Annotated in this window: 17 protein-coding genes; 12 read left to right on the forward strand and 5 right to left on the reverse strand. The window is 55.5% G+C overall.

Annotation, left to right across the window (positions count from 1 at the left end; translation table 11 throughout):
* Positions 1-8 precede the first annotated feature (8 nt).
* The 5 genes from C5O23_RS01245 (at position 9) to C5O23_RS01265 (ending at position 10,578) form a co-directional block, all read left to right on the forward strand.
* Positions 9-2,444, forward strand: coding sequence for a thiol protease/hemagglutinin PrtT (locus tag C5O23_RS01245; protein ID WP_107031136.1), 2,436 nt, complete (start codon positions 9-11; stop codon positions 2,442-2,444).
* A gap of 315 nt (positions 2,445-2,759) precedes the next feature.
* The gene (locus C5O23_RS01250) at positions 2,760-3,308 is read left to right on the forward strand and encodes a hypothetical protein (protein WP_133166485.1); all 549 of its coding nucleotides are present in this window, start codon (positions 2,760-2,762) and stop codon (positions 3,306-3,308) included.
* A 205-nt stretch (positions 3,309-3,513) separates the two neighbouring features.
* Positions 3,514-5,862: a C10 family peptidase gene (locus C5O23_RS01255; protein WP_107031138.1), complete on the forward strand. Its 2,349-nt coding sequence runs from the start codon at positions 3,514-3,516 to the stop codon at positions 5,860-5,862.
* 36 nt (positions 5,863-5,898) lie between these two features.
* Positions 5,899-8,214, forward strand: coding sequence for a C10 family peptidase (locus C5O23_RS01260; protein ID WP_107031139.1), 2,316 nt, complete (start codon positions 5,899-5,901; stop codon positions 8,212-8,214).
* Between the two features lie 24 nt (positions 8,215-8,238).
* The gene (locus tag C5O23_RS01265) at positions 8,239-10,578 is read left to right on the forward strand and encodes a C10 family peptidase (RefSeq protein WP_107031140.1); all 2,340 of its coding nucleotides are present in this window, start codon (positions 8,239-8,241) and stop codon (positions 10,576-10,578) included.
* Positions 10,579-11,477: 899 nt separating this feature from the next.
* On the opposite strand, the gene C5O23_RS01270 is transcribed toward C5O23_RS01265, so the two are convergent.
* A complete protein-coding gene (locus C5O23_RS01270) occupies positions 11,478-11,981 on the reverse strand; it encodes an outer membrane beta-barrel protein (protein ID WP_107031141.1) in 504 nt (167 codons plus the stop codon).
* A 270-nt stretch (positions 11,982-12,251) separates the two neighbouring features.
* Positions 12,252-13,493: a leucine-rich repeat domain-containing protein gene (locus C5O23_RS01275; RefSeq protein WP_107031142.1), complete on the reverse strand. Its 1,242-nt coding sequence runs from the start codon at positions 13,491-13,493 to the stop codon at positions 12,252-12,254.
* Between the two features lie 117 nt (positions 13,494-13,610).
* Between C5O23_RS01275 and bioA the strand changes: the two genes are divergently transcribed.
* The 7 genes from bioA to C5O23_RS01310 are packed head-to-tail and all read left to right on the forward strand — an operon-like array spanning position 13,611 to position 19,904.
* Positions 13,611-14,942, forward strand: coding sequence for an adenosylmethionine--8-amino-7-oxononanoate transaminase (gene bioA, locus C5O23_RS01280; RefSeq protein WP_107031143.1), 1,332 nt, complete (start codon positions 13,611-13,613; stop codon positions 14,940-14,942).
* Complete coding sequence (locus C5O23_RS01285) at positions 14,939-16,075, forward strand: aminotransferase class I/II-fold pyridoxal phosphate-dependent enzyme (RefSeq protein ID WP_161553524.1); 1,137 nt, start codon at positions 14,939-14,941, stop codon at positions 16,073-16,075. The genes bioA and C5O23_RS01285 overlap by 4 nt, the downstream gene beginning before the upstream one ends.
* Positions 16,047-17,471: a pimeloyl-ACP methyl esterase BioG family protein gene (locus C5O23_RS01290; protein ID WP_107031145.1), complete on the forward strand. Its 1,425-nt coding sequence runs from the start codon at positions 16,047-16,049 to the stop codon at positions 17,469-17,471. Before C5O23_RS01285 ends, C5O23_RS01290 begins: the two co-directional genes overlap by 29 nt.
* A gap of 23 nt (positions 17,472-17,494) precedes the next feature.
* Positions 17,495-18,136 (forward strand): dethiobiotin synthase, encoded by a 642-nt coding sequence (gene bioD / locus C5O23_RS01295; protein ID WP_107031146.1) that lies wholly within the window; start codon positions 17,495-17,497, stop codon positions 18,134-18,136.
* Between the two features lie 56 nt (positions 18,137-18,192).
* Positions 18,193-18,858, forward strand: coding sequence for a 3'-5' exonuclease (locus C5O23_RS01300; protein ID WP_107031147.1), 666 nt, complete (start codon positions 18,193-18,195; stop codon positions 18,856-18,858).
* Positions 18,859-18,884: 26 nt separating this feature from the next.
* Positions 18,885-19,073, forward strand: coding sequence for a hypothetical protein (locus tag C5O23_RS01305; protein WP_107031148.1), 189 nt, complete (start codon positions 18,885-18,887; stop codon positions 19,071-19,073).
* Positions 19,074-19,106: 33 nt separating this feature from the next.
* Positions 19,107-19,904, forward strand: coding sequence for a formate/nitrite transporter family protein (locus C5O23_RS01310; RefSeq protein WP_107031149.1), 798 nt, complete (start codon positions 19,107-19,109; stop codon positions 19,902-19,904).
* 55 nt (positions 19,905-19,959) lie between these two features.
* Here C5O23_RS01310 and C5O23_RS01315 read toward each other — a convergent pair whose 3' ends face one another.
* The 3 genes from C5O23_RS01315 to lpxA form a co-directional block, all read right to left on the reverse strand.
* The gene (locus C5O23_RS01315) at positions 19,960-20,433 is read right to left on the reverse strand and encodes a cytidine deaminase (RefSeq protein WP_107031150.1); all 474 of its coding nucleotides are present in this window, start codon (positions 20,431-20,433) and stop codon (positions 19,960-19,962) included.
* A 21-nt stretch (positions 20,434-20,454) separates the two neighbouring features.
* Complete coding sequence (locus C5O23_RS01320; protein ID WP_107031151.1) at positions 20,455-21,009, reverse strand: low molecular weight protein-tyrosine-phosphatase; 555 nt, start codon at positions 21,007-21,009, stop codon at positions 20,455-20,457.
* Positions 21,010-21,225: 216 nt separating this feature from the next.
* Entirely contained in the window at positions 21,226-22,014 is a 789-nt protein-coding gene (gene lpxA, locus C5O23_RS01325) for an acyl-ACP--UDP-N-acetylglucosamine O-acyltransferase (protein ID WP_107031152.1), read from the reverse strand.
* Positions 22,015-22,042: the final 28 nt, after the last annotated feature.

Here is a 22,042-nt window from a genome sequence, read left to right on the forward strand (position 1 = left end):
CGTATCTGATGTTAGCTCTGGCAGCCTTGGCTGCAAGCTCAGCCGGGGCCCGCACACTTTCTCCCGCCGAGGCGCTCGCCCGTGCGGCCAAATCATCACAGGCCGCTGCGACAGGCACAAGCCGTGGTCATTCAGTGCTTGAACCTGTAATGACCATCGGAGCAGATGACACCCCGGCTGTCTATGTGTTCACACCCAATGAGTCGGGCTATCTGATAGTATCGGCCGATGATGTGGCGGCGCCGGTGCTCGGCTACAGCGACAACGGGATATTCGATCCTGAAAAGATGTCACCGTCGATGCGTTGGTGGCTTGAGGAGTACAGCGCCCAGATAAGGGCTGCGGCAGCGGAAAATGCCGGCTCGTATGAGGTCACTGCCCGCGAAGACCGAGACCCTATCGGCCCTCTGCTTCAGACCAAGTGGGACCAGGGTGAGCCTTACAATAATTATTGCCCCATCTACGAGTACAGAGGTGAGGAATATCCGACCTACACCGGTTGCGTGGCCACGGCTATGGCCCAGGTGATGAAATATCACAACTGGCCTGACAAGGCGGCATCAAATGCGAATTTTTCTTACACGTGGGAAAGCAAAACGCTGACGGCAAGTTTCGGCAACTATGCTTTTGACTGGTCCAACATGCTCCCTGACTATTCCGCCGTTTCTTCAACGAGAACTCAGCAGGAAGCAGTGGCCAAGCTCATGCAGGCCTGCGGCTATTCTGTTAAGATGGACTATGGTCCCTCCGCCTCAGGCGCTTCAAGTGCGGCAGTCGGAGGCGCGCTTGCCAATTATTTCAAATATGACGGCCGTCTTCGCAACGAACTTCGTCATTGCTATACTCTTGCCGACTGGGAGACTATGATCTACAACAGCCTGCAGACCGACGGCCCGGTGCTCTATTCAGGCAGCAACAGAGAGAGCGGCCACTGCTTTGTCTGTGACGGCTATCAGGGCAACGGCTATTTCCATATCAACTGGGGCTGGTCAGGCATGAGCGACGGCTATTTCCTTCTCAATGCGCTTGACCCAGACCAGCAGGGAGCCGGAGGCAGCACTTCAGGCTACAACAGCGGTCAGGAAATTCTCATAGGCATCCGTCCCGCCACTTCGACCTCATCTCTCCATGATATCAAATTCGTAGCTCTCGGAAATATCTCAGCTGAAATCAGCGGGTCTAATTTTGTGCTCTACGGAGATTTTGCCAACTTCTCGATTGATGAGGTTTCAGGTTATGTGTCTTTAAGAATTACCGATCAGAACGGCAAGGATATAAAGATTGTAGACCGTTATACTGTGTCGGATTATTCTCCCGGTTCATATTATCCGTCTGTTTCCATTCCGCTTTCATATCTTGGGATAAGCGACGGAACCTATCGTATCTATCCGGTGTTCAAAATCGGATCGGCCGTTTATCCTTATCAGTGTTCCATCTCCCAGCCTGATTATGTGCTGCTGTCGCGCAGCGGTTCGAATTATTCGGTGTCCACACCCTCATTGGGCAACTACTCGGTTATAGGGCTGACAACCTCCCGGCAGATGTATTCCGGCTGTGGCTTCCGGGCTACCGGACTGGCAAAATTTTCAGTAGACATGGAAGCGACAATGCCTGTCTATGGACTTCTGCTCAGAGATAACGGAACAGTTCTGGGCCACGGTTGCGAACTCAACCAGCTATTCTCCGTAGCCGGTGAGCCGTTTGACTATTTCAGCGAATGGTTTGTCAATGACAACGGCGATGAAATCTCAGTAACCCCCGGAGCCTATAAATTCGCAATGGGCTATAAGGTCGGTTCGGGCTACAAGGTGATTTCCGACCAGCTCAGCGTCACGGTAGGCAGCAATCCCGGAGCGCCATCGCTGCAGGTTGTCGGCTGGAACGTGGAAAATGCCTCTGCGGTTGATCCTGACAACGTTGTCATAAACGTGACTCTGAAATGCCAGTCAGGCTATCTGGCCGGACAGATTCGCGCGGTTTTCTTCGGCGAGAATGACCAGTATGCCTCGGCTCAGCTCTATTCTCCTCTGCTTGTGATGAACGCCGGCGAGACACAGTCATTTGTCATCAACGGAAGTCTGACGGGCTTCAGCGCCGGAGAGCTCGTGGACGTGGGTCTCTATAACGGCAACAGCTTTATTTCGTCTGGTAAATATCTGTCATTTACAATCGGCGAACGCAGCGGAATTGCTGATGTCATAGCCGATGGCGCGAATGCAGTTACCCTCTCGCCCAATCCGGCAGTAGATCACACCGTGATTTCTGCTTCGGCTGAAATCAGCCGCGTGGACCTCTACTCGCTGTCAGGCAAACTTACCGGCGCGCCGTCAGAGATTGACGGTCAGACAGCCCGCGTCGACCTCTCGGCTCTCCCCTCAGGCCTTTACATAGCAAGAGTGCTGACAGCTGACGGCGTCCGCACTGTCAAGGTCATAAAGAAATAGAATCCGGAGAGATGCAGGCGGCGTCGTGCAGGTCCCGGCAATGCTCTCTCCCATACACAATAGTGACAGATATATAGCACCTTCAGAAGGATGCCCGGCGAGATTGAAATTCTCAGCCAGGGCATCCTTTAAAATTTGGAGGGTGTTTCTTAATCCAGGCATGTACATAAGCCGGAATGAGACCGATTCAGGCCCCATTTCGGCCAAAATCGTGAAAAAGTAAGAAGATTTTCAAAAATATGTATATTAAAACAGTCGCAGGGAGTTGGTTGATAAGAGTATATTACGTAACTTTGGAGGGTGACTTTTTCGCGTATGAAACAACTGCTCCTGCCAATACTCTCCATCTCCCTGGCAGCTTGTTCCTCTCACAAGGAGCAGGCAGCGGTTTCAGCGCCTCAGTCACAGCCTGTGGTCATAGGGGCGAAACCGCTGCCCGCACCCACGGTCAACGCTGTTGCGATGGCTCGGATCTATAAGACTGACGGAGACTATGCCGACCGTGTGCCTGTCACTCTTGACAGCCGGCACCGCGGGCTTGTGTCATATCCCGCCCCATCAGACCTTGTTGATGCTGCTCCGGTCAGACTTTCAGACGGCTTTCTGCTTGACCGGCGCGGTGTTTCCGGCAATACGGCTTTCACCCGCTGGACCTATCGGGAATATGCCGCGATGGAGTCTGCTCCGTTGCCTGCTGAAATAATGGGAGCCATTATTCCGGGTGCGCGGGTAACGGAAATCTATCAGATGCCATTTCCTGCCGGCACTCCGGATGCGGCCGCCAGATGCGACAGCCTCATAGCGGCCGGATTGCCGGACTGCCGTCTGGTTTTCAGTCTGCCGCAGAGAGACCGCGGAAGCTGACGGCCGGATCTTTCAGGTATCAGGACGGGTATTGAGGCATTGGGGACCATGAAAAAAGAAAAGAAAGTAACTGACATACATTATATATTAAGGTGTATAGGATGTATGAAAAGTATGAGAATAAGAAAATCCTTGTCTGCTGACACTCCTAAGCTCAGTTCAATCAGATAAACTAATCACACCCTGCTAAATTCTTCACATTTTTATGCGTAAAACAGTATTGTTCCTGTCATTGGCCCTCATGTCCGGCATGTCGGCGACAGCCCGTAGCCTTAGTCCTGCAGAAGCATTGGGACGAGTGACCAACCAGCCCGCATTGCGCTCGTCAAGAGCTTCGGCCCAGACCCCGGTCATGACCGTAGGGACAGCGGACGCTCCGTCATTATACGTGTTCAACCGTCCGGAAGGCGGATGGATGATTGTTGCGGCTGACGATGTCGCCGCCCCGGTCATAGGCTACAGTGACAGCGGAGCCATTGATCCTGCCAATCTGCCGGAAAACATGAAAGGATGGCTTGACGACTGCAGCCGGCAGATTCTTGCGGCATCGGCTGACGGTGCCGGGCCATATCTTGCATCCGAGACTCCTGACCGCGAAGAGATTGCCCCGATGGTAAAGACCACCTGGGACCAGGGGGCGCCTTACAACAAGCTCTGTCCAAAGGTATCAGGCCGTGCCACCTACACCGGCTGTGTAGCCACTGCGATGGCTCAGGTCATGAAGTTCTTCAACTGGCCGGCTCAGGCAGGTGCGAACGCCAACTTCTCATACAAATGGCGCGGAGGCCCTGCCGACACCCCGACTCTGAGCGCCGATTTCAGCAACTTCAGCTTTGACTGGAACAATATGCTTGACAGCTATTTCACAGCCTACAATTCAGCTCAGTCAGATGCCGTGGCCAATCTGATGAAGGCCTGCGGATATTCGGTCGAAATGGGCTACAGTCCTGTGGCATCCGCCGCGTTCAATGAAGTTGTGGGCCGGGCGCTTGTGACATATTTCGACTATGACGGCGGCCTCCACAACGAGCCCCGCGAGCTCTACACCTCTGCCCGCTGGGAGCAGATGGTCTATGAGAACCTGCGCGACTGCGGCCCGATGGTCTACTGGGGTTCAGGCAGCGTGGGCCATTGTTTTGTCTGCGACGGCTATCGTCCCGATGGTTATTTCCACTTCAACTGGGGGTGGTCAGGCAACAGCGACGGCTACTTCCTGCTTGACGCCCTGAACCCGTCGTTTGTGGGTACCGGCGGTGGCACCGGCGGCTATAACAACGCCCAGGGAGCCCTTTTCGGTGCCAAGCCTTCTGACGGACTCAGGCCTGAACCGGTCTATACGTTCACTTGCTCCAGCTTTTCGGATCTTACGGTCCTGGGCACTTTCCTGACCATTCAGGGCGAATTCAAGAACCGCTCGCCCTACAATGTCAACGGGAAGGCCATCTATATGATCTACAGCGAAGACGGCTCGAAGCTTGTGACCACTGTCGATGATCTCACCACACCGTCGTCATTCTCTGACTTCGGTACGGAGCTAAGTTGTTTCAAACTGATGGGGTCGATCTCAAACTCGGTGCTCGGCGAGGGCACCTACCGTATATATCCCGGCATTCGTGTCGACGGCAAGGACTACGTGTTCCGCACACCGGTATCAGAGGCTGACTACATTATCTACACCCGCACCAAAACCGGAACAAACCAGTATAAGAACACAGCCACAGTGCCCTCCGTAGGCGAGAAGGTAATCGAAAACCTCAGCACCAACGGCGACCTCTTTGTCGACAGCCAGTTCAAGGTGTCGGGCACAGCCCGCTTCACGGGCGAGGCCGAGACAAGCCTCTATCTTCTTGCCGCGCTTCTCGACGATGAGGGTAAAGTGCTTGTGACCGCCGAAGGTGCCAACATAACCTTCACCCCTGAGGGTAAACCCTTTGAATTCATCAGCTCATGGTTCAGACCAACTGTCAAGCCCGGCGACTACACATTCGCTCTGGTCCATATGAATGACATAACCTATGAATACAACATCATGGCATCCTGCAAGACCACTGTGAGCCCGTATGTTTATGGTGACTATAAGATCAATGGCTTTAAAGTAGACAATCCCTCGGCTGTCGATCCGGCTGCTGTCAGCATGACAGCCACAGTGACCGGCCTGGCCGGTATTGCACAGGATAAGCTGTATTTCGAAATCAAGAACGCCTCAGGTGAGACTGTGGCAACCTTAATGAGAGATCTTTATGTGTCTGCCGGGAATACCGTCACTCTCAATGCCACCCTCTCGATCCCCGATGCCGTGGCGGGCGAAGCTTATACGGCCAATGTCTATTATGAAAGATATTCTTTCCCCGGCGGCATGAAGCCGGTCTACGATTTCCCTGACCTTCCCATCACCATCGGTGACACCAGCGGCATCTCAGACATCGGCGCCGATGTCAACGGCAAGGTGGAGTATTTCAACCTCCGCGGCCAGCGCGTCGATGCGGCAGATCTTGTCCCCGGCATCTACATCCGCCGTCAGGGTTCGAAAGTCTCGAAAGTGATAGTGAAATAAACCGACTGAAAAAAACAATCCCCCAAAAATAAACCGATGAGAAAATCATTCTTATTCATATCGCTGGCCGCCGTCATGGCCGCCCCCGTAGCCTCGGCCCGCAGCCTGAGCCCCTCGGAAGCTCTTGACAGGGCTACGGCTGAGGCCGTGATGCCGGTCTCACGCTCCGGCGGATCGCCGGAACTGATCATGACTCTCGGATCAGACGAGGCCCCGGCCATCTACGTGTTCAACCGTTCCGGCAAGGGCTATATGATCCTCTCGGCCGACGATGTCGCAGCACCCGTGATAGGCTACAGCGACAACGGCCGCCTCGATCCTGACAACCTCCCCGAAAACCTGCGTTTCTGGCTTGAACTCAACAAGGAGCAGATTCTCCGTGCCTCAGCCGAAGGCCATGCGCCTTATTCGCGTGCCGCCATTCCTGATCATGAGCCGATCGGTCCGCTGATGACAACAATGTGGAACCAGGAAGGACCCTACAATGACCTCTGCCCTATGATTGGATCGGCGAGAACTGTCACCGGCTGTGTGGCCACCGCTATGGCCGAGGTCATGAAATATCACAACTGGCCTGACAAGGGGGCGGAAGATGCCATGATCTCCTATCAGTGGCACAACGGCACGTCCGTTGTCACTCTGAGCGAAGATTTCAGCAACTACGAGTTCCAGTGGGATCTCATGATTGACGATTACCGCGACAGCCACACCAAAGAACAGGCCAACGCTGTGGCCAAGCTGATGCAGGCCTGCGGCTATTCCGTCAGCATGAACTACGGCACCTCCGCCTCAGGCTCTTTCGGCGCGAAAGTGGGCGGTGCGCTGGTGAACTATTTCAAATATGACGCCGGACTCCACAATGAACCGCGCGAGATGTACTCTTCTGCCGCCTGGGACAATATGATCTATGAAAACCTGAAAACCTGTGGTCCGGTGCTCTGGTGGGGTTCCGGCAGTGTCGGACACTGCTTTGTCTGCGACGGCTACCGTGGCGACGGATTCTACCACTTCAACTGGGGCTGGGGCGGTCTGAGCGATGGCTATTATCTTCTTGACGCGCTTAACCCCGGATCGACAGGGGTCGGCGGCGGCACAGGCGGCTTCAACAACGGCCAGGGTGTTCTCCTCGGTGTAAAGCCCGCCGGCAATGACTCGCCGGCCAAGCGCCGCTACACCTTCTATGCGTCTCAGGGCATCACCGAGACCTTTGTCTCCGGCTCGCTGCTGTCAATGTTCGGCACATTCAGCAACCTTTCGCCCTACATGGTTAACGCCACTTTCAAATTCCGTATCTTCGCTGAAGTAAACGGTGAGGAAAAATATCTGACATCATGCACGGCTTCGATCCCCTCGGCAGGTACGGAATTCTATCCTCCCTACTATGAGTCGATGATCGAATGTAACATCCCTGAGTCGTTGGAAGACGGGACATATCACATCTACCCCGCCGTTGAGTTTGATGGTGAGGAACATGTCTTCGCTTCGGCTCCCGGCTATCCTGATTATGTGATCTACACCCGCGAGGGAGGCGTCAACAAGGCCGAACTTCACCAGACGGCTTCTCTGGAAGTTGAAAATCTTTGTGCCAACGTCAACAATCTCATCTATAATGGCAAACGTTTCAGAGTCACCGGAACCGCGAAATTCGTTGGCGGCGTAGGCGATACCGAACGCTACATAGGTGTGCGCCTTCTCTCCCCATCAGGCGAGATCATTGCCTACAGCACCGAACTGAACATTAAATTTTCTGACGAGGGCTGTGACTTCGACTTCGTCAGCGCGGGCTTCAACATCGCTCCGGGCGAATACACTCTGGCTCTGCAGCTCGGTTTCGAGACGATAGCCACCTGCCCTGTGACCATCACCGACGAGATCCCTGAAGGGGAATATCAGATCACTGCCGTCGAGGTTGTGTCAGCCGTAGATCCGCAGAATCTCAAGTTCAATATCACGGTCAAAGGTATCTCCGGCCTGATCGACGAATACATGACGGTGAAAATCAGTCGCAGCATCACTCCGCTCAACACCGACAGACGGGTGCCGGTGTTCGTCACCGGAGGCCAGACCGCGGTCATCAGCTACACTGTTTCGCTGCCAAGCTATATGGTTCTCCCCGGTCAGCAGCATATTGTGAGAGCCGAACGCCAGTCAGGCACTTCTACTGTCGGCAAAACGGCCTCCGCTTATTTCATACTTGGCGACACCAGCGGCATTGACGGAATCGGGGCCGATACCGAAGTCCCTGCCGAGTATTTCAACCTTCAGGGCATGCCGGTCAGCGGTGAAAACCTTGCTCCAGGCATCTACATCCGCCGTCAGGGCCCGGAAGTGACCAAAATTCTTGTAAAATGACAATTCTCTATTCTTTACAACCTTATGCGTAAACCTCTATTGCTTTTGTCTCTGGCCGTCATGCTCGGCGGCCCTACAGCCACAGCGCGCAGTCTCAGCCCTGCCGAAGCGCTGGGGCGTGTCACCGGTCAATCGGTATCACGCTCAACGGCATCAGCCTCTGTGGCTCCGGTGATGACAGTGGGTCAGGCCGATGCTCCGGCTCTCTATGTGTTCAACCGTCCTGAAGGGGGCTGGATGATTGTATCGGCTGATGATGTGGCCATTCCGCTCGTGGGCTACAGTGACAGCGGTTCGATTGATCCCGCTGATCTTCCCGATAATTTCAAAGGTTGGCTCGACCTCTGCGCCGACGGAATCCGTATGGCTTCTGACTTCGGAGCCGAGCCTTACAGCCGCTCTGTCAGCCGCGCAGGCGATCCCCGTGAGCCGATAGCTCCTCTTGTAGCCACCCGCTGGGACCAGGGAGCGCCTTACAATACATTCTGCCCCAAGTCATCAGGACGCCCAACCTACACCGGTTGCGTTGCTACCGCTATGGCCCAGGTGATGAAATATCACAACTGGCCTGACAAGGTGGCTGAAAATGCAAATCTCAGCTACAAATGGAACAACGAAACCCTCACCGAGGACTTCAGCAACTATGAATTCGACTGGGCCGGCATGACCGACACATATACATATGGTCAGTACACCGAAACCCAGGCCGACGCCGTAGCCAAGCTGATGCAGGCCTGCGGCTACTCGCTCCGCATGAGATATGCCTCCGATGCCTCGGCCGCCTACCAAGAGCAGGTTGGCAATGCCCTTGTGTCATATTTCAGATATGACCTTGACATACACAACGAGTTCCGCAGCTTCCACACCACCGACGAGTGGGAGCAGATGGTCTATGACAACCTCAAAAACTGCGGCCCGATGGTCTACTGGGGCGGAGCTCACTGTTTTGTCTGCGACGGCTATGACAAAGACGGTTATTTCCACTTCAACTGGGGCTGGGCCGGCCTCGGCGACGGCTATTTCAGCCTGTCTATGCTCAAGCCGAGCAGCCTCGGTACAGGTGGCGGTACAGGTGACTACACCAGCAACCAGGGTGCGCTCTTCGGCATAAAGCCTTCCACCGGCGCTGACTCTCCCCGCCGCTACACTTTCTGCATTGATGATCTTACGAACGCCTATGCCGGAAACACATATTTCAACATACACGGCACCTTCGTAAACCGCTCACCCTATACTGTCAGCGGTGAGTTCATCTATCAGATATTCAGCGAGGACGGAAGCAAAAAGATATCCACCAGCACCGTAGTTTCGCCTGTGTGCAGGAACTGGGGCATTGACATTGTTACCGGAAATACCGTGACTGCCCGTTCGATGATGGCCAAGATCTCAGGCCTTCCCGACGGTACTTATCGTGTCTATCCGGCTGTGCGTATCGATGGCGAGGAATACAACTTCCAGTGTCCTCCCACTGTGGCCGGCTATGTGCTTATCACCGTCAAAAGCGGACAGATTGTGGAATCTTCAATTCCCAAGGCCGGCGATCTGATTGTGGAGAACATTGACACCCACGGCGATTTCTATATCGACAGCAGCGTCAAAATCTCAGGTGTGGCCCGCTTCACCGGCAGAGCCGAGACAAGCACAGCTGTCAAGGCCGTGCTCCTCAACCCCGACAAGTCGGTACGCGCCTATTCGAACAGCAACATCACTCTTGACTTCTCGCCTGAAGGCACTCCCTTTGAATTTGTGACAGACTGGTTCTATGACAAGGGGCTATCGGTTGATCCCGGTGAATGGACATTTGCCATCGCAATGGTTGAAAACGGAGCCTACACCATGCTGGGCACCTGCCCCGTGACAGTCAATTCAAGAGTTCCGAAGCCCACCTACAAGAGTCCGATTACGGTTTCTGTAGCCAATGCCGAAGCGGTCGATCCCAATGACATCAAGGTCTCTGTTTCAGTTGAAGGTCTTACCGGAGTTGTCTACCGTGATTTCGAACTGCGTGTATTCCAGTCAGGTTTCCTGGGTACGGTAGTAGCAAAAAAGACTGTGCCGGTTTATGTAAGCGCAGGCCGGACTGCCACCGAGACCGTCTCGCTCTCTCTTCCCAAAGCCGTTGCCGGACAGCGCTACTATGTGGTGGCTGTGGTCAACAATGCAGGCAAAGAAGAGTATGTCACAGCTGGGAATGTCTACTTCACCATCGGCGACACCAGCGGCATAACCGATATCGAAGCCGACGGCAATGCCCCGGTTGAGTATTTCAACATCCAGGGTATGCCGGTAAATGCCGACAATCTTACTCCCGGCATCTACATCCGCCGTCAGGGCGGCAACGTGACCAAAATCCAGATCCGTTAATCCCCACGACCATTCGGATACGTCCGCGTTTATATTCCTCCATCCCCCGCAGCCGGGCTGATATGGCTTTGGCGTGATGGTAAATCAATGTCCTGTCGGACATTATCAAAAAGGATACTATCTACCCCCCCGACACCTGCGCGCTTTGCGCTGCGGTGTCGGGGGCTACTATTAAATCGGTGTCCTGCCGGACACCCGCCCTCCGCGTCCGTGTGGATCCGGCATGTTGCACCCGCCCTCCGCGTCCGTGTGGATCCGGCATGTTGCACCCGCCCTCTGCGACCGTGTGGATCCGGCATGTTGCACCCGCCCTCTGCGACCGTGTGGATCCGGCATGTTGCACCCGCCCTCCGCGTCCGTGCGGATCCGGCATGTTGCACCCGCCCCCCGCGTCCGTGTGGATCCGGCATGTTGTACCCGCCCTCTGCGTCCGTGTGGATCCGGCATGTTGCACCCGCCCTCTGCGACCATGCGGATGCGGTTCCGATGTTTCCACCGTCCCTGTGGGCGTGTGGTACCGGATGGTGATGTCCGTTAGGACATCGATTTACTCATAGCCCGTGACACCGCAGCGCCTTGCGCGCAGGTGTCACGGGTTTATGATTCCCCCGTCGTATCGTGTCCGTGAGGACACGGATTTACGGATCCGTAAGGCGGGCGTCGAAATGAGGCTTAACCGGGAGTTCGCGTCTTACGTCCGTATCGTGATGGTAAATCAATGTCCTGCCGGACACCCGCCCTCTGCAACCGTGTGGATCCGGCATGTTGCACCCGCCCTCCGCGACCGTGTGGCATGGCGGGGGGAAACAAACGCGGCGTCGGCCCGGATGAAGGGCAGACGCCGCGCGCGTTTTTTATTCCGTAGCAAAGCCTCTCAGGAGGCTAAACCGTTGCGGGATTTAGAAGTTGTAGTAGAAACCGAAAGAAAGGTTGTTGTGAAGGTCGATACCGTAAACTTTGCCACGTTCTTTAAGATCCTGATAGCCGAGGAAGCCCATGTGAGCTACGAGGCTGAACTTCTCGTTGAGGTTGAGAGAGATGCCGGGCTTGAGACCGATGCCCCATACTACAGAAGTGTCACCTTCATCAGGCTTAGAGAAACCGAGGTCAACACCGCCGTCAACGAAGAGGCTAACGAGATCAGTGCGGAAGTAGGTGTAACGGGCATAGGGGTTGATTTCGAACTGGTTGTAAGCATCCTTAACCCAAGTATAGTTAAGACCTGCGCCGATAGCCCAGCTGTCATTGAGGTTATAGCCGATTTCGGGAGCGATAGTAAACTGATCGCCACTGCCAAGGTCAGTCTTTGCATGAGTGTAGCCGAGTGAACCACCTACATAAACCTGAGCGGATACGCCGAGAGCCATAATAGCCATAACGGCCATAACTAAGAACTTTTTCATAATGTGAATTATTAAAGGTTAGTAATAAAAAAGTGTTTGTTTCTAAGGGTTGAAAACGAGTTGTTTAGGTTGAAATGTGTATATTTCGTGTGTGAGATATAGTATTTCGTCACAAAGATATGATAAAATTTATAAAAATTAAAAATTTTTCGATAATATTTTTAAATTGTCTGATCTGATTTTGGTTATAAACAGTTGGTAATTGGGGCGATAGGCATAACCGGGAGGCTCGTATTTGCAAGCCTCCCGGTTATCAGATATACTCATTGTTTATCGGATGAGCACTTTGCCTGTCGAACCGTCGGCACGGCGGAAAATGTAGATGCCGGCCGAGGGAGTGCCGTCTATGCGGCGTCCGCAGAGATCGAAGTATTCGGTAATACCTGCCGCATCGGCCTCTATATCGGCTATGCCTGACTCGGCCGTGCCCTCGATCTTGGCGAAGCGTCCCCACAGGCTGTTGGCCTTATAGGCTTCAAGAGCGCTTTCTGGCACCGTGAGAGTTGCTCCGGCAAAAACTTGGGTCGAGAAAACCGACGAGTTTGCGTAGGGTGCGGTGTCGCGGTTGATATTGATGGCCGTCACGTTGTCGCAGCCGGCAAACGAATTATCAGGAATTGACGATACGGCCTCGCCGATATTGATGGTCTGGAGAGTGGAACGTTTTGAAAACGGCAGGCCATTGACATCAGTCGCAGTGCAGGTCCATGAGCGGTTGAGATTCAGAGTTTTAAGGCGGCACCATGCGTCATTGTTCGGATTGGAGGTATATATGCCATGTCCAAAAACGTCAGAGCCTAATTTCAGTGGCTGAGAGGCTTCTTCAATTGTTACGGTGGCCAATTTTGCGCAGTAGCTGAAAGCCTCATTCCCTATTTCCTGAACATTTCCGGGTATCTTCACATTAGTGAGACTGGAGCAACCGGCAAAAGCCATTTTGCTGATCGTGGTGACTGTGGAGCTGATAATGAGAGTTGTGGCCCTTGAGCAATAGTTGAAAGCTTCATCGTGAATAATCTCAATGCCTTCTGGAATCACTATTGCGGTAAGTGCTGGGTTGGCGTTGAATGCCTCGCGGTTTATCTCACGCATTCCCGTGCTGATCCACAGAGCATAGAGACTCCGGTTGCCATATACTCCACGTGGCTCCACTTCTGTGACGCTGTTGGGAAGCCTGAGTTCGAAAAGTCTGAGTGTCTGCGAAATGGCACAGCTTTTGATGACAGTGACGGTCTCAGGAATTTTTAGCGCGGTCAGATAGCCATTGCCGTAGAATGCGCTGTCGCCAAGAGCTGTGACGGTGTATGCAGTGCCGTTGTATTCCACGGTTTCTGGTATCACTACCGAACTGAGCTGGGCATTTTTGTCGTGTCGGCCTACTTCACAGGTTTTGTCGGCTTCAGAGAGAATATTGTAGTTTAAGCCTTCATAGGCAAAGGTCACTTTGTCTGCTGCATGAAGGCCTAAGGCAGTGCCGAGACCGATTGCAGCCGATAAAATCTTGTTTCTCATTGGTAATGCGATGAATGAATTTGGTGTATGTTGCAAATATACGATGTTGGAGTTGTTTTTGCAATATTTCAATGAATATTTGCTAATTTTGCAATAACAAAACCATCCAGTCAAACCATGCAATCAGACACAGAAGTCAGCCCGGCTGACACTATATATAATATATGTGGTGGCGAAGACTCGCTTCATGACAGCTTCGACCGCGAACATCTATGGCATCCCTACACATCGACCATCGATCCGCTGCCGACCTATAAGGTCGACTCGGCCTCCGGAGTGCGCCTGCGCCTTGCCGACGGCCGCGAGCTGATTGACGGCATGTCGTCATGGTGGTGTACCATCCACGGCTACAACCACCCGGTGATCAATGCCGCAGTAGAGCGTCAGATATCGAAGATGAGCCATGTGATGTTTGGAGGCCTCACCCATGAGCCGGCAATAGAGCTCGGCAAGCTCCTGCTGGGGATGGCTCCGCCGTCGATGAACAACATCTTCTATGCCGATTCCGGCTCGGTGGCCATCGAAGTGGCCATGAAAATGGCGGTGCAGGCATCGGTATCGCGTTCGGGCGACCATCGGAAGACCAATTTCGTCACCATCCGAAGCGGCTATCACGGCGACACCTGGAACGCTATGAGCGTCTGCGACCCCGTCACCGGTATGCACGGAGTCTTCGGCCCGGCGCTTCCCATCCGCTTCTTCGCCCCCGCTCCGCAGGTGACTTTTGACGGCATCTGGGATTCTGCCGACATTGAGCCGCTGGCCGAGATTATCCGCAGCCACAGGGACGAACTCGCAGCCTTGATACTCGAACCCGTGGTGCAGGGCGCCGGAGGGATGCGCTTCTACCATCCGCAATATCTCCGCGAGGCGCGCCGTCTCTGTGACGAAGCCGGCATCTATCTGATATTCGACGAGATCGCCACCGGATTCTGGCGCACGGGCAAATGTTTCGCCTGGGAACACGCCGGAGTGGAGCCCGACATCATGTGTATAGGCAAAGGCCTGACCGCCGGCTATATGACCATGAGCGCCGTGATGACATCGCGCGAAGTGGCCGACACCATCTCGCGAGGCGAGGCCGGTGTGATGATGCACGGCCCGACATTCATGGCCAACCCTCTGGCCTGCGCTGTGGCCGTGGCCTCGCTGAAACTGCTGCGCAGCCAGAACATGGAAGCTCGCATCAACCATATAGAAACCCTCATGCGGCGACATCTGATAGCCGCCGTCAGAGTGCCAGGTGTCAGAGATGTCAGAGTGCTCGGCGCAATCGGCGTGATCGAGATGGAAGAGCCGGTCAACGTGGGCGAATTCCAGAAGCGCTGCGTGGAGCGCGGCATCTGGGTGAGACCCTTCGGCCGCAATGTCTACATAATGCCACCTTATATTATATCAGACTCCGACCTGCGGCGCCTGATAGAGCAGATGATCGAGTGCATAAAGTGAAAAAATACGCTGACATACTCGACTCGCTGCGCCTGGGCGGAAATCTGCGGACCATTCCTGAGGAATGTGTCGCGGAAGCCGTGACCGATTTCTCGTCAAACGACTATCTCGGACTGGCCGCGCGCCCGGAGGTGCAGGAGGAATTCTTTGCCGATCCGCAGCGGAGACGCATCCCCATGACCTCATCGGCCTCGCGCCTGCTGAGCGCCCGCCAGCGGGAATATGATGCTCTCGAACGTCGTCTCGGCGAGCTTTACTGCCGCCCCTGTCTGCTGATGAACAGCGGCTACCATGCCAACACGGGGATGATAGCGGCCCTGGCCGACAGCCGGACCCTCATCGTGGCCGACAAGCTGGTACATGCGAGCATCATTGACGGCATAGTGCTGTCAAAAGCGCCCTTCGAGCGCTTCCGCCACAACGATCTCGGCCATCTCGAACGCATACTGGCCAAGGCGGCCGGAAAATATGAATCGGTGCTCATTGTGGCCGAAAGCGTCTACAGCATGGACGGCGACCGGGCCGATATCAGCGGTCTCGCAGCCCTACGCCGGCGCACTCCCGGTGCCATGCTCTATATCGACGAGGCCCATGCAGTAGGAGCCGAAGGCCCCGGCGGACTCGGACTCTGCCGCGCCTCGGAATGCTACGCCGATGTCGATGTCATTGTCGGCACTTTCGGCAAGGCATTCGCCTCGATGGGAGCCTTCTGCGCCGTCTCGCCGGTGGTCCGCGACTATCTCGTCAACCGTTCGCGCAGCCTGATCTTCTCCACCGCCCTGCCCCCCATTACGGCAGAGTGGACCCGCTTCCTGCTTGAAAAAATACTGCTCATGGACAGCGAGCGCGATCACCTGCGCCAACTCGGCCACCGCCTGCGCGAGAGTCTGCAGCCGCTCTCTCCTGACTTCACCATAACTCCAAGCCACATCCAGCCACTGGTCCTCGGCTCTGCCGAAAAGGCCGTCAGCTTTTCACGCAGGCTGCTCGACGCCGGGCTGAAAGTGCTCCCGATACGCACCCCGACCGTACCTCCCGGCACCGAACGCCTGCGTATCAGCCTGAGCGCGGCCATGACCACCGCTGACATAGACCGCTTAGCCAATGAAATTTCACGTATTTCCGCCGACTGACCCGACTGCGCCTGAGCGCGCCATACTCATCTTTGCCGGATGGGGTATGGACGAAAAGCCTTTTGCCTCGCTGAAGCAGGAAGGCTATAGGATCATTGCCGTGTGGGACTACCGGGAGCCCGCATTTCCTCCCTCCCTTGTGGAGGAGCTTGAACAGTATCGCGAGATAGCCGTAATAGGCTGGTCGTTCGGCGTTCCGGCCGCCACCCGCTTTCTGGCCGCCCATCCTGAGCTTCCGGTCAGCGCCCGCATAGCCGTCAACGGCACCATGCACCCGGTCAGTGACTCTCTCGGCATACCCGAAGCCATTTTTCGCGGCACTCTCGCCGGACTGAGCGAAAAGACCCTCTCGAAATTCAACCTGCGCATGTGTGGTTCTGCGGAGAGCTACCGCAGATTCTCCCTGACCCTCCCCGCGCGCGACATCGACGGCCTGCGGGCCGAACTTGAAGCTGTGGAGAGCGCGGGCGATGCCTGCGGAGCCATCTGGGACACCGCAATAGTAGGCACAGCCGACCGCATCATTCCGCCAGAAAACCAGTTGCGCGCATGGCAAGGCGGCGAGGCTGTCGAGACTCTGACAGTAGCTGATGGCCCGCATCTGCCCGATTTTCAGGCTATAATCAATGAATTCATAACCGAAAAAGGCCTTGTGGCTGAAAAATTCGGCCGCGCCGGAGAGACCTATGATGACAATGCCGTGGTCCAGCGCCAGATTGCCGAAAAACTCTGCTCGAAGGCCATAGCGGCTGGTGGCGAGCATTGCCGCACAATCCTTGAGATAGGCTGCGGCACCGGGCTGACCACCCGCATGCTTGCCGAGGCCTTTCCTGATGCCGAAATCACGGGCTGGGACCTCCACATACCCCACGCTTTCAGCCGCGCAGCCGGCTGCGGCCGCATAAAAGCCCTTGAATGCGATGCCGAGACTCAGATCAGACAGCTGCCTGACGCCTCGGTCGACATGATCTTCTCGGCCTCCACGGTCCAGTGGTTCAACTCGCTGCCTGAATTCCTGCGCCAGACCGCAAGAGTGCTGCGCCCGGGAGGCCTGGCCTTCATCTCCACCTTCGGCCCGGCTACCATGCGCCAGATACGCGACATTCTCCCGCAGGCCACCCACTATCCGCCTGCCGCAGCCCTCCGGCGCATGATACCCCCCTCGCTGCACACCCTGTGTTTCGAGGAAGAGGAGCGCACCCTGCGCTTTGGCTCGCCCCTCGAAGCCCTGCGCCACGTCAAACTCACAGGCGTCAATGCCCTGAGCAGCGACAACGGCGGCGCGCGGGCGCGCGAAGTGCTCCGCCTTTATCCCGCCGAGGCCGACGGAAGCGCCTCGCTGACCTATAACCCGATCTATATATCACTCAAGAGGGTGTTATTAAACACTCTCTAAAAAACTGAACTCAAAACCGACCTATGAGCCAGGCATATTTCATTTCAGGCATAGACACCGACGCCGGCAAGAGCTACGTCACCGGTTATCTTGCTTCACTCATTATGAAGGAAGGCAAGAGCGTGATCACCCAGAAATTCATCCAGACCGGCAACACCGGATTTTCGGAAGACATCGACCTGCACCGCAAGATTATGGGAGTGGAAATGCTGCCGGAGGACCTCGACCACACCACAGCTCCGGTTATCTTCTCCTATCCCGCCTCGGCCCAGCTGGCCGCGCGTCTTGACGGGCGTGAGATCGACCTCGCGGTGATCGACGAGGCCACCCGCAAACTCAAAGAGCGTTATGACATTGTGCTCATCGAGGGTGCCGGAGGACTGATGGTCCCGGTGACCGACGACTTCTTCACCATCGACTACGTAAGCTCGCGCAGACTGCCGCTCATACTTGTGGCCAACGGAGTGCTTGGGTCGATCAACCACACAGTGCTCTCGCTTGAGGCCATCAAGGCGCGCGGCATAGAACTTGCCGCGCTCATCTACAACGAGCATTTCGACACCGACCGCGTCATAGCCGAAGACACCCAGGGCTTTCTGCGCCGCTACGTAAGCCGCCACTTCCCCGCAGCCCGCTTCGCCACCGTCCCCAGCCTTCAGGACTGAGGAAATTACACAAATAATTCGTAACTTTGCGGCGATAAAAGACCCTAATCCACATCATGGACATCAACCAATACAGCATATCCATATCAAAGGAAGAGCTGTCGGTGCTGCCGACAGTCGAGTTTCCAGGAAAGATCACTGTGCTTGACAACGTAGGTGACGCCCGCGCGGCCCTGCGCTATCTGCGCAAATGCGGCACCGTAGGCTTCGACACCGAGACCAAGCCAAATTTCCGCAAGGGACAGACCAACACCGTGTCGCTGATCCAGATCTCGACCCTCGACCACAGCTTCCTGTTCCGCCTCAACAAGCTCGGCTTCTTCCAGGAGATGCGCGAGTTCATGGAGGCCGATGATGTGGTGAAGGTAGGGCTGTCGCTGCGCGACGATTTCCATGTGCTGCACCGCATAGCGGCCTTCGAGCCGCAGAATTTCGTAGATCTGCAGGCTGTGGTCAAAACATTCCGCATAAGCGATTCGAGCCTGCAGAAAATCTACGGCATTCTCTTCAGCGGGCGTATCTCCAAGAGTCAGCGTCTCAGCAATTGGGAAGCCGCCGAACTTTCGCCCGGACAGCAGAACTATGCCTCGATCGACGCATGGGCCTGTCTGAGGATCTACAATCTTCTGACTGACGGAGGCTTCGACCCGGCCGAGTCGGCCTATCTTCACCCTATTGTCACAGCCGACAGCAGCGATGTCGCCGACAGCGGCAACAACTGATCATAAAACCTTATCTTAAGTATAGCATGAAACTACGCCGTTCAACTTTCATCCCTCTCATTCTGCTTGTCTATCTCGCAGTGATGAGCTACATCGGGTTCCCCGAATACCGCCAGGGCCACTATTTCTACTATTTCGGAGTGATAGGCCTGACCCTCATTATTATAGCGCTGCTCCATCTCTTCCTCAAGAAGCGCGAACGGCAGCGACCGTAACCATCCTCCCACATAAAACCGACATTATCAGCCATGCAGATCAGAGTTCCACGCGAAATCACCGAAACCGCCGCCTCGGCCGGCGCCGCCAAGGCCTCGCTTACAGTCAACAGTACCGGCCGCCTGCTGACAGCCGCCTGTCTCGCCGGGGCCTACATAGCTCTCGGAGGAATACTCTCGCTCGTGGTGGGCTTCGGGTTTCCGGAAATCACCGGCGGCAATCCATCGATGCAGAAACTGCTGAGCGGGTGCATGTTCCCGATCGGGCTGATACTCGTGGTGGTGCTCGGCGCCGAACTCTTCACCGGTAACAACGCTCTGCTGATACCTTCCTACATGAAGCGCGAGCATTCGATGGCCACGGTGGTGCGCAACTGGACGCTTGTCTACATCGGCAACTTCATCGGCGCGCTTCTGTTCACCTGGCTCATGGTCTATGCCTGCGGGCTTACCGCGGCCGAGCCTTACCACAGCGCGATCACCGGCATTGCCAAGGCCAAGGTGTCGATGCCCTGGCTCACAGTGCTACTCAAGGGCATAGGCGCCAACTGGTGTGTATGTCTGGCTGTGTGGCTTGCCTTGGCCGGAAAGACCTTCTTCGAGAAGGCTCTCGGCTGCTGGCTTCCGGTGATGGCCTTCGTGGTGCTGGGCTACGAGCACTCGATAGCCAATATGTTTTTCATTCCGCTCGGTATGATGGAGGGGGCTGAGATAGGCATAGGCGAGGCCGTGTGGTGCAATCTCATCCCTGCCACAATAGGCAATATAATAGGTGGCGCCTTGCTTGTAGGCACCGTCTACGGCTATCTTCACGGAATCCGGCGCAAATAGAGCCTGACGGCTTCACCCACACATACACCGGCTCACAGACTGGATTTTGCCGTAATCAGAATTCAGAAAAGCAGTAGGGCAGGAGCGACTTGACCGAGGGGAAGATGAAGCAGCGCCCCGCGCCTGCAAGTATGACGGGCACGTCAGCTCCGGCGAGAGTCTCATATTCAAGCAACACCTGGCGGCAGGCTCCGCAGGGCGAGATAGGCGAGTCGAGTTCCTTTCCGTCTGTTCCGCGGGCCGCGATTGCTATGGTCTTGAATTTTGCATCGGGATAGGTGGAGTGGGCGTAGAACGCAGTGGTGCGTTCGGCGCAGGTTCCCGACGGATAGGCGGCGTTTTCCTGGTTTGATCCGCTGAGCATCTCGCCGTTGTCGAGCAGAATGGCCGCTCCGACGCTGAATTTGCTGTAAGGCGCATAGCTGCGGAAAGTGGCTTTGCGGGCGAGGGTGACGAGTGTCTGCTGTTCAGGGCTGAGTTCCTCGAAAGAGGCCTCGGTGACGGGTATGGTGATATCAAATGTCTTCATAATCGGGAGGATAAGTCGGAATCAGATATATTCTTGTTGTCTTTTATTGGTCCTTACGGTGTCGAAAAGCCGTCGGCAACCGTCCTGCAGGAGGTCGAGTACCAGTTCGAAGCCTTCGGAACCTTCATAGTAGGGATCGGGCACATGGTCGTAGCGCTCCGACGGGGCGAAGAAGGCTGACATGGGCACTATCTTAGCCTCGGCCTGTGGCGAGGGGGCTATCCGGCGCAGGTTGGAGATGTTTGAGGCATCCATTCCGATGACTATGTCGAAATCATCGAAATCCGATTCGCTTACCTGGCGGCAGCGGTGGTTCAGGTCGAGACCGCGCTGACGTGCGTGGAGGCGCATACGGCGGTCGGGCAGATCGCCCACGTGATAGCCTCCGGTTCCGGCCGAGTCGATAACCCATCTTGAGGCTTCGCCTTCGCGTTTCACAATATCGTGCATGATGCCGTCAGCCGCCGGCGAGCGGCAGATGTTGCCGAGGCAGACGAAGAGCACTCTCACCGCTTGCCCGGAGTGATAGATGCGCCGCAGGGCGTCGATTGTATTTTCAGTGTTGGTTCCGGTCATGTATATGATTCGTTCTGTCAGAAAGTGTCATTGAGCAGCCGGTTCCGGCCGTGGATGTCCGGATGAGGTCTCAGGCTGCATGGCAAGTGCAAATATACTAATAAAATTCCACATATATATAAACACTGACGCCCCGCGGCTTGTTGCATGGCGGGGCGTCAGTGGGGTTATTGAAAAGCAAGTTTTATGGAAATGCTGCGGTATCGTGGTGCCGGCTTACTGTTCGAGGTCGCGGGGCACGGCTACGATGCGGAGGTTGACACTGTTGATGAACGAGAGGATGTTGTCACGTTCGGGAGTGTCTTCCACGTCGGCTTCGATGCGGCGCATGGCGTTGAACACCGAGGTGCCGGTCTGATAGATATGGCGGTAGCACTTGGCTATGTCATCAATGCGCTCCTCGTCCATGCCCTGTTTGCGCAGGATTGTGGCGTTGACGCCGAAATAGGATGTCGGGTTGTGGGCCATGATGCAGAAGGGAGGCACGTTGCCGGTGATGCGGCATCCGCCTTTGATGAGCACCCAGTCGCCGATTCGTGAATTCTCGTGGACCACTACGCTTGACGAGAGGATGGAGCATTCGCCGATCTCCACGTCGCCGGCAATCGATACGTTGTTGCCGATCACGTCCTTGCCCTTGAGGTGCGAGTCATGGCCTACGTGAGAGTTGGCCATCAGGAAGCAGTCGTCGCCGATGCGGGTGCCGCCTTCGGTCTCTATGCCGCGGTTGATGATGACGTTCTCGCGGATTACCACGTTGTCGCCGATGTAGCAGTATGTGAATCCACCCTTCCAGCGGAAGTCCTGGGGATCGGCTCCTACTATCGCGCTCTGAAAAACCTTGCAGTTCTTGCCGAGGCGTGTTCCGCGGATGATGCTTGCGAAGGGCATGATCACGGTGTTGTCTCCGATCACCACATCTTTGTCGATGTAGGCGAAAGGATGGATGGTGACGTTCTCGCCTATCTTGGCCGAGGGGTCGATGTGAGCTTTGTCGCTAATCATGTGTAATCAGTGTTAAGGGTTAGGATTC

The sequence above is a fragment of the Duncaniella muris genome, assembly GCF_003024805.1.
Lineage (GTDB): Bacteria > Bacteroidota > Bacteroidia > Bacteroidales > Muribaculaceae > Duncaniella > Duncaniella muris.

What these genes read in the sequence shown, in the direction of transcription:
- lpxA (WP_107031152.1), bottom strand. Translation starts at nt 22,014, where the DNA reads ATGATTAGCGACAAAGCTCACATCGACCCCTCGGCCAAGATAGGCGAG.
- C5O23_RS01245 (WP_107031136.1), top strand. Translation starts at nt 9, where the DNA reads ATGTTAGCTCTGGCAGCCTTGGCTGCAAGCTCAGCCGGGGCCCGCACA.
- C5O23_RS01290 (WP_107031145.1), top strand. Translation starts at nt 16,047, where the DNA reads ATGAAATTTCACGTATTTCCGCCGACTGACCCGACTGCGCCTGAGCGC.
- C5O23_RS01275 (WP_107031142.1), bottom strand. Translation starts at nt 13,493, where the DNA reads ATGAGAAACAAGATTTTATCGGCTGCAATCGGTCTCGGCACTGCCTTA.
- C5O23_RS01265 (WP_107031140.1), top strand. Translation starts at nt 8,239, where the DNA reads ATGCGTAAACCTCTATTGCTTTTGTCTCTGGCCGTCATGCTCGGCGGC.
- C5O23_RS01260 (WP_107031139.1), top strand. Translation starts at nt 5,899, where the DNA reads ATGAGAAAATCATTCTTATTCATATCGCTGGCCGCCGTCATGGCCGCC.
- C5O23_RS01310 (WP_107031149.1), top strand. Translation starts at nt 19,107, where the DNA reads ATGCAGATCAGAGTTCCACGCGAAATCACCGAAACCGCCGCCTCGGCC.
- C5O23_RS01250 (WP_133166485.1), top strand. Translation starts at nt 2,760, where the DNA reads ATGAAACAACTGCTCCTGCCAATACTCTCCATCTCCCTGGCAGCTTGT.
- C5O23_RS01305 (WP_107031148.1), top strand. Translation starts at nt 18,885, where the DNA reads ATGAAACTACGCCGTTCAACTTTCATCCCTCTCATTCTGCTTGTCTAT.
- bioA (WP_107031143.1), top strand. Translation starts at nt 13,611, where the DNA reads ATGCAATCAGACACAGAAGTCAGCCCGGCTGACACTATATATAATATA.
- C5O23_RS01315 (WP_107031150.1), bottom strand. Translation starts at nt 20,433, where the DNA reads ATGAAGACATTTGATATCACCATACCCGTCACCGAGGCCTCTTTCGAG.
- bioD (WP_107031146.1), top strand. Translation starts at nt 17,495, where the DNA reads ATGAGCCAGGCATATTTCATTTCAGGCATAGACACCGACGCCGGCAAG.
- C5O23_RS01320 (WP_107031151.1), bottom strand. Translation starts at nt 21,009, where the DNA reads ATGACCGGAACCAACACTGAAAATACAATCGACGCCCTGCGGCGCATC.
- C5O23_RS01300 (WP_107031147.1), top strand. Translation starts at nt 18,193, where the DNA reads ATGGACATCAACCAATACAGCATATCCATATCAAAGGAAGAGCTGTCG.
- C5O23_RS01255 (WP_107031138.1), top strand. Translation starts at nt 3,514, where the DNA reads ATGCGTAAAACAGTATTGTTCCTGTCATTGGCCCTCATGTCCGGCATG.
- C5O23_RS01270 (WP_107031141.1), bottom strand. Translation starts at nt 11,981, where the DNA reads ATGAAAAAGTTCTTAGTTATGGCCGTTATGGCTATTATGGCTCTCGGC.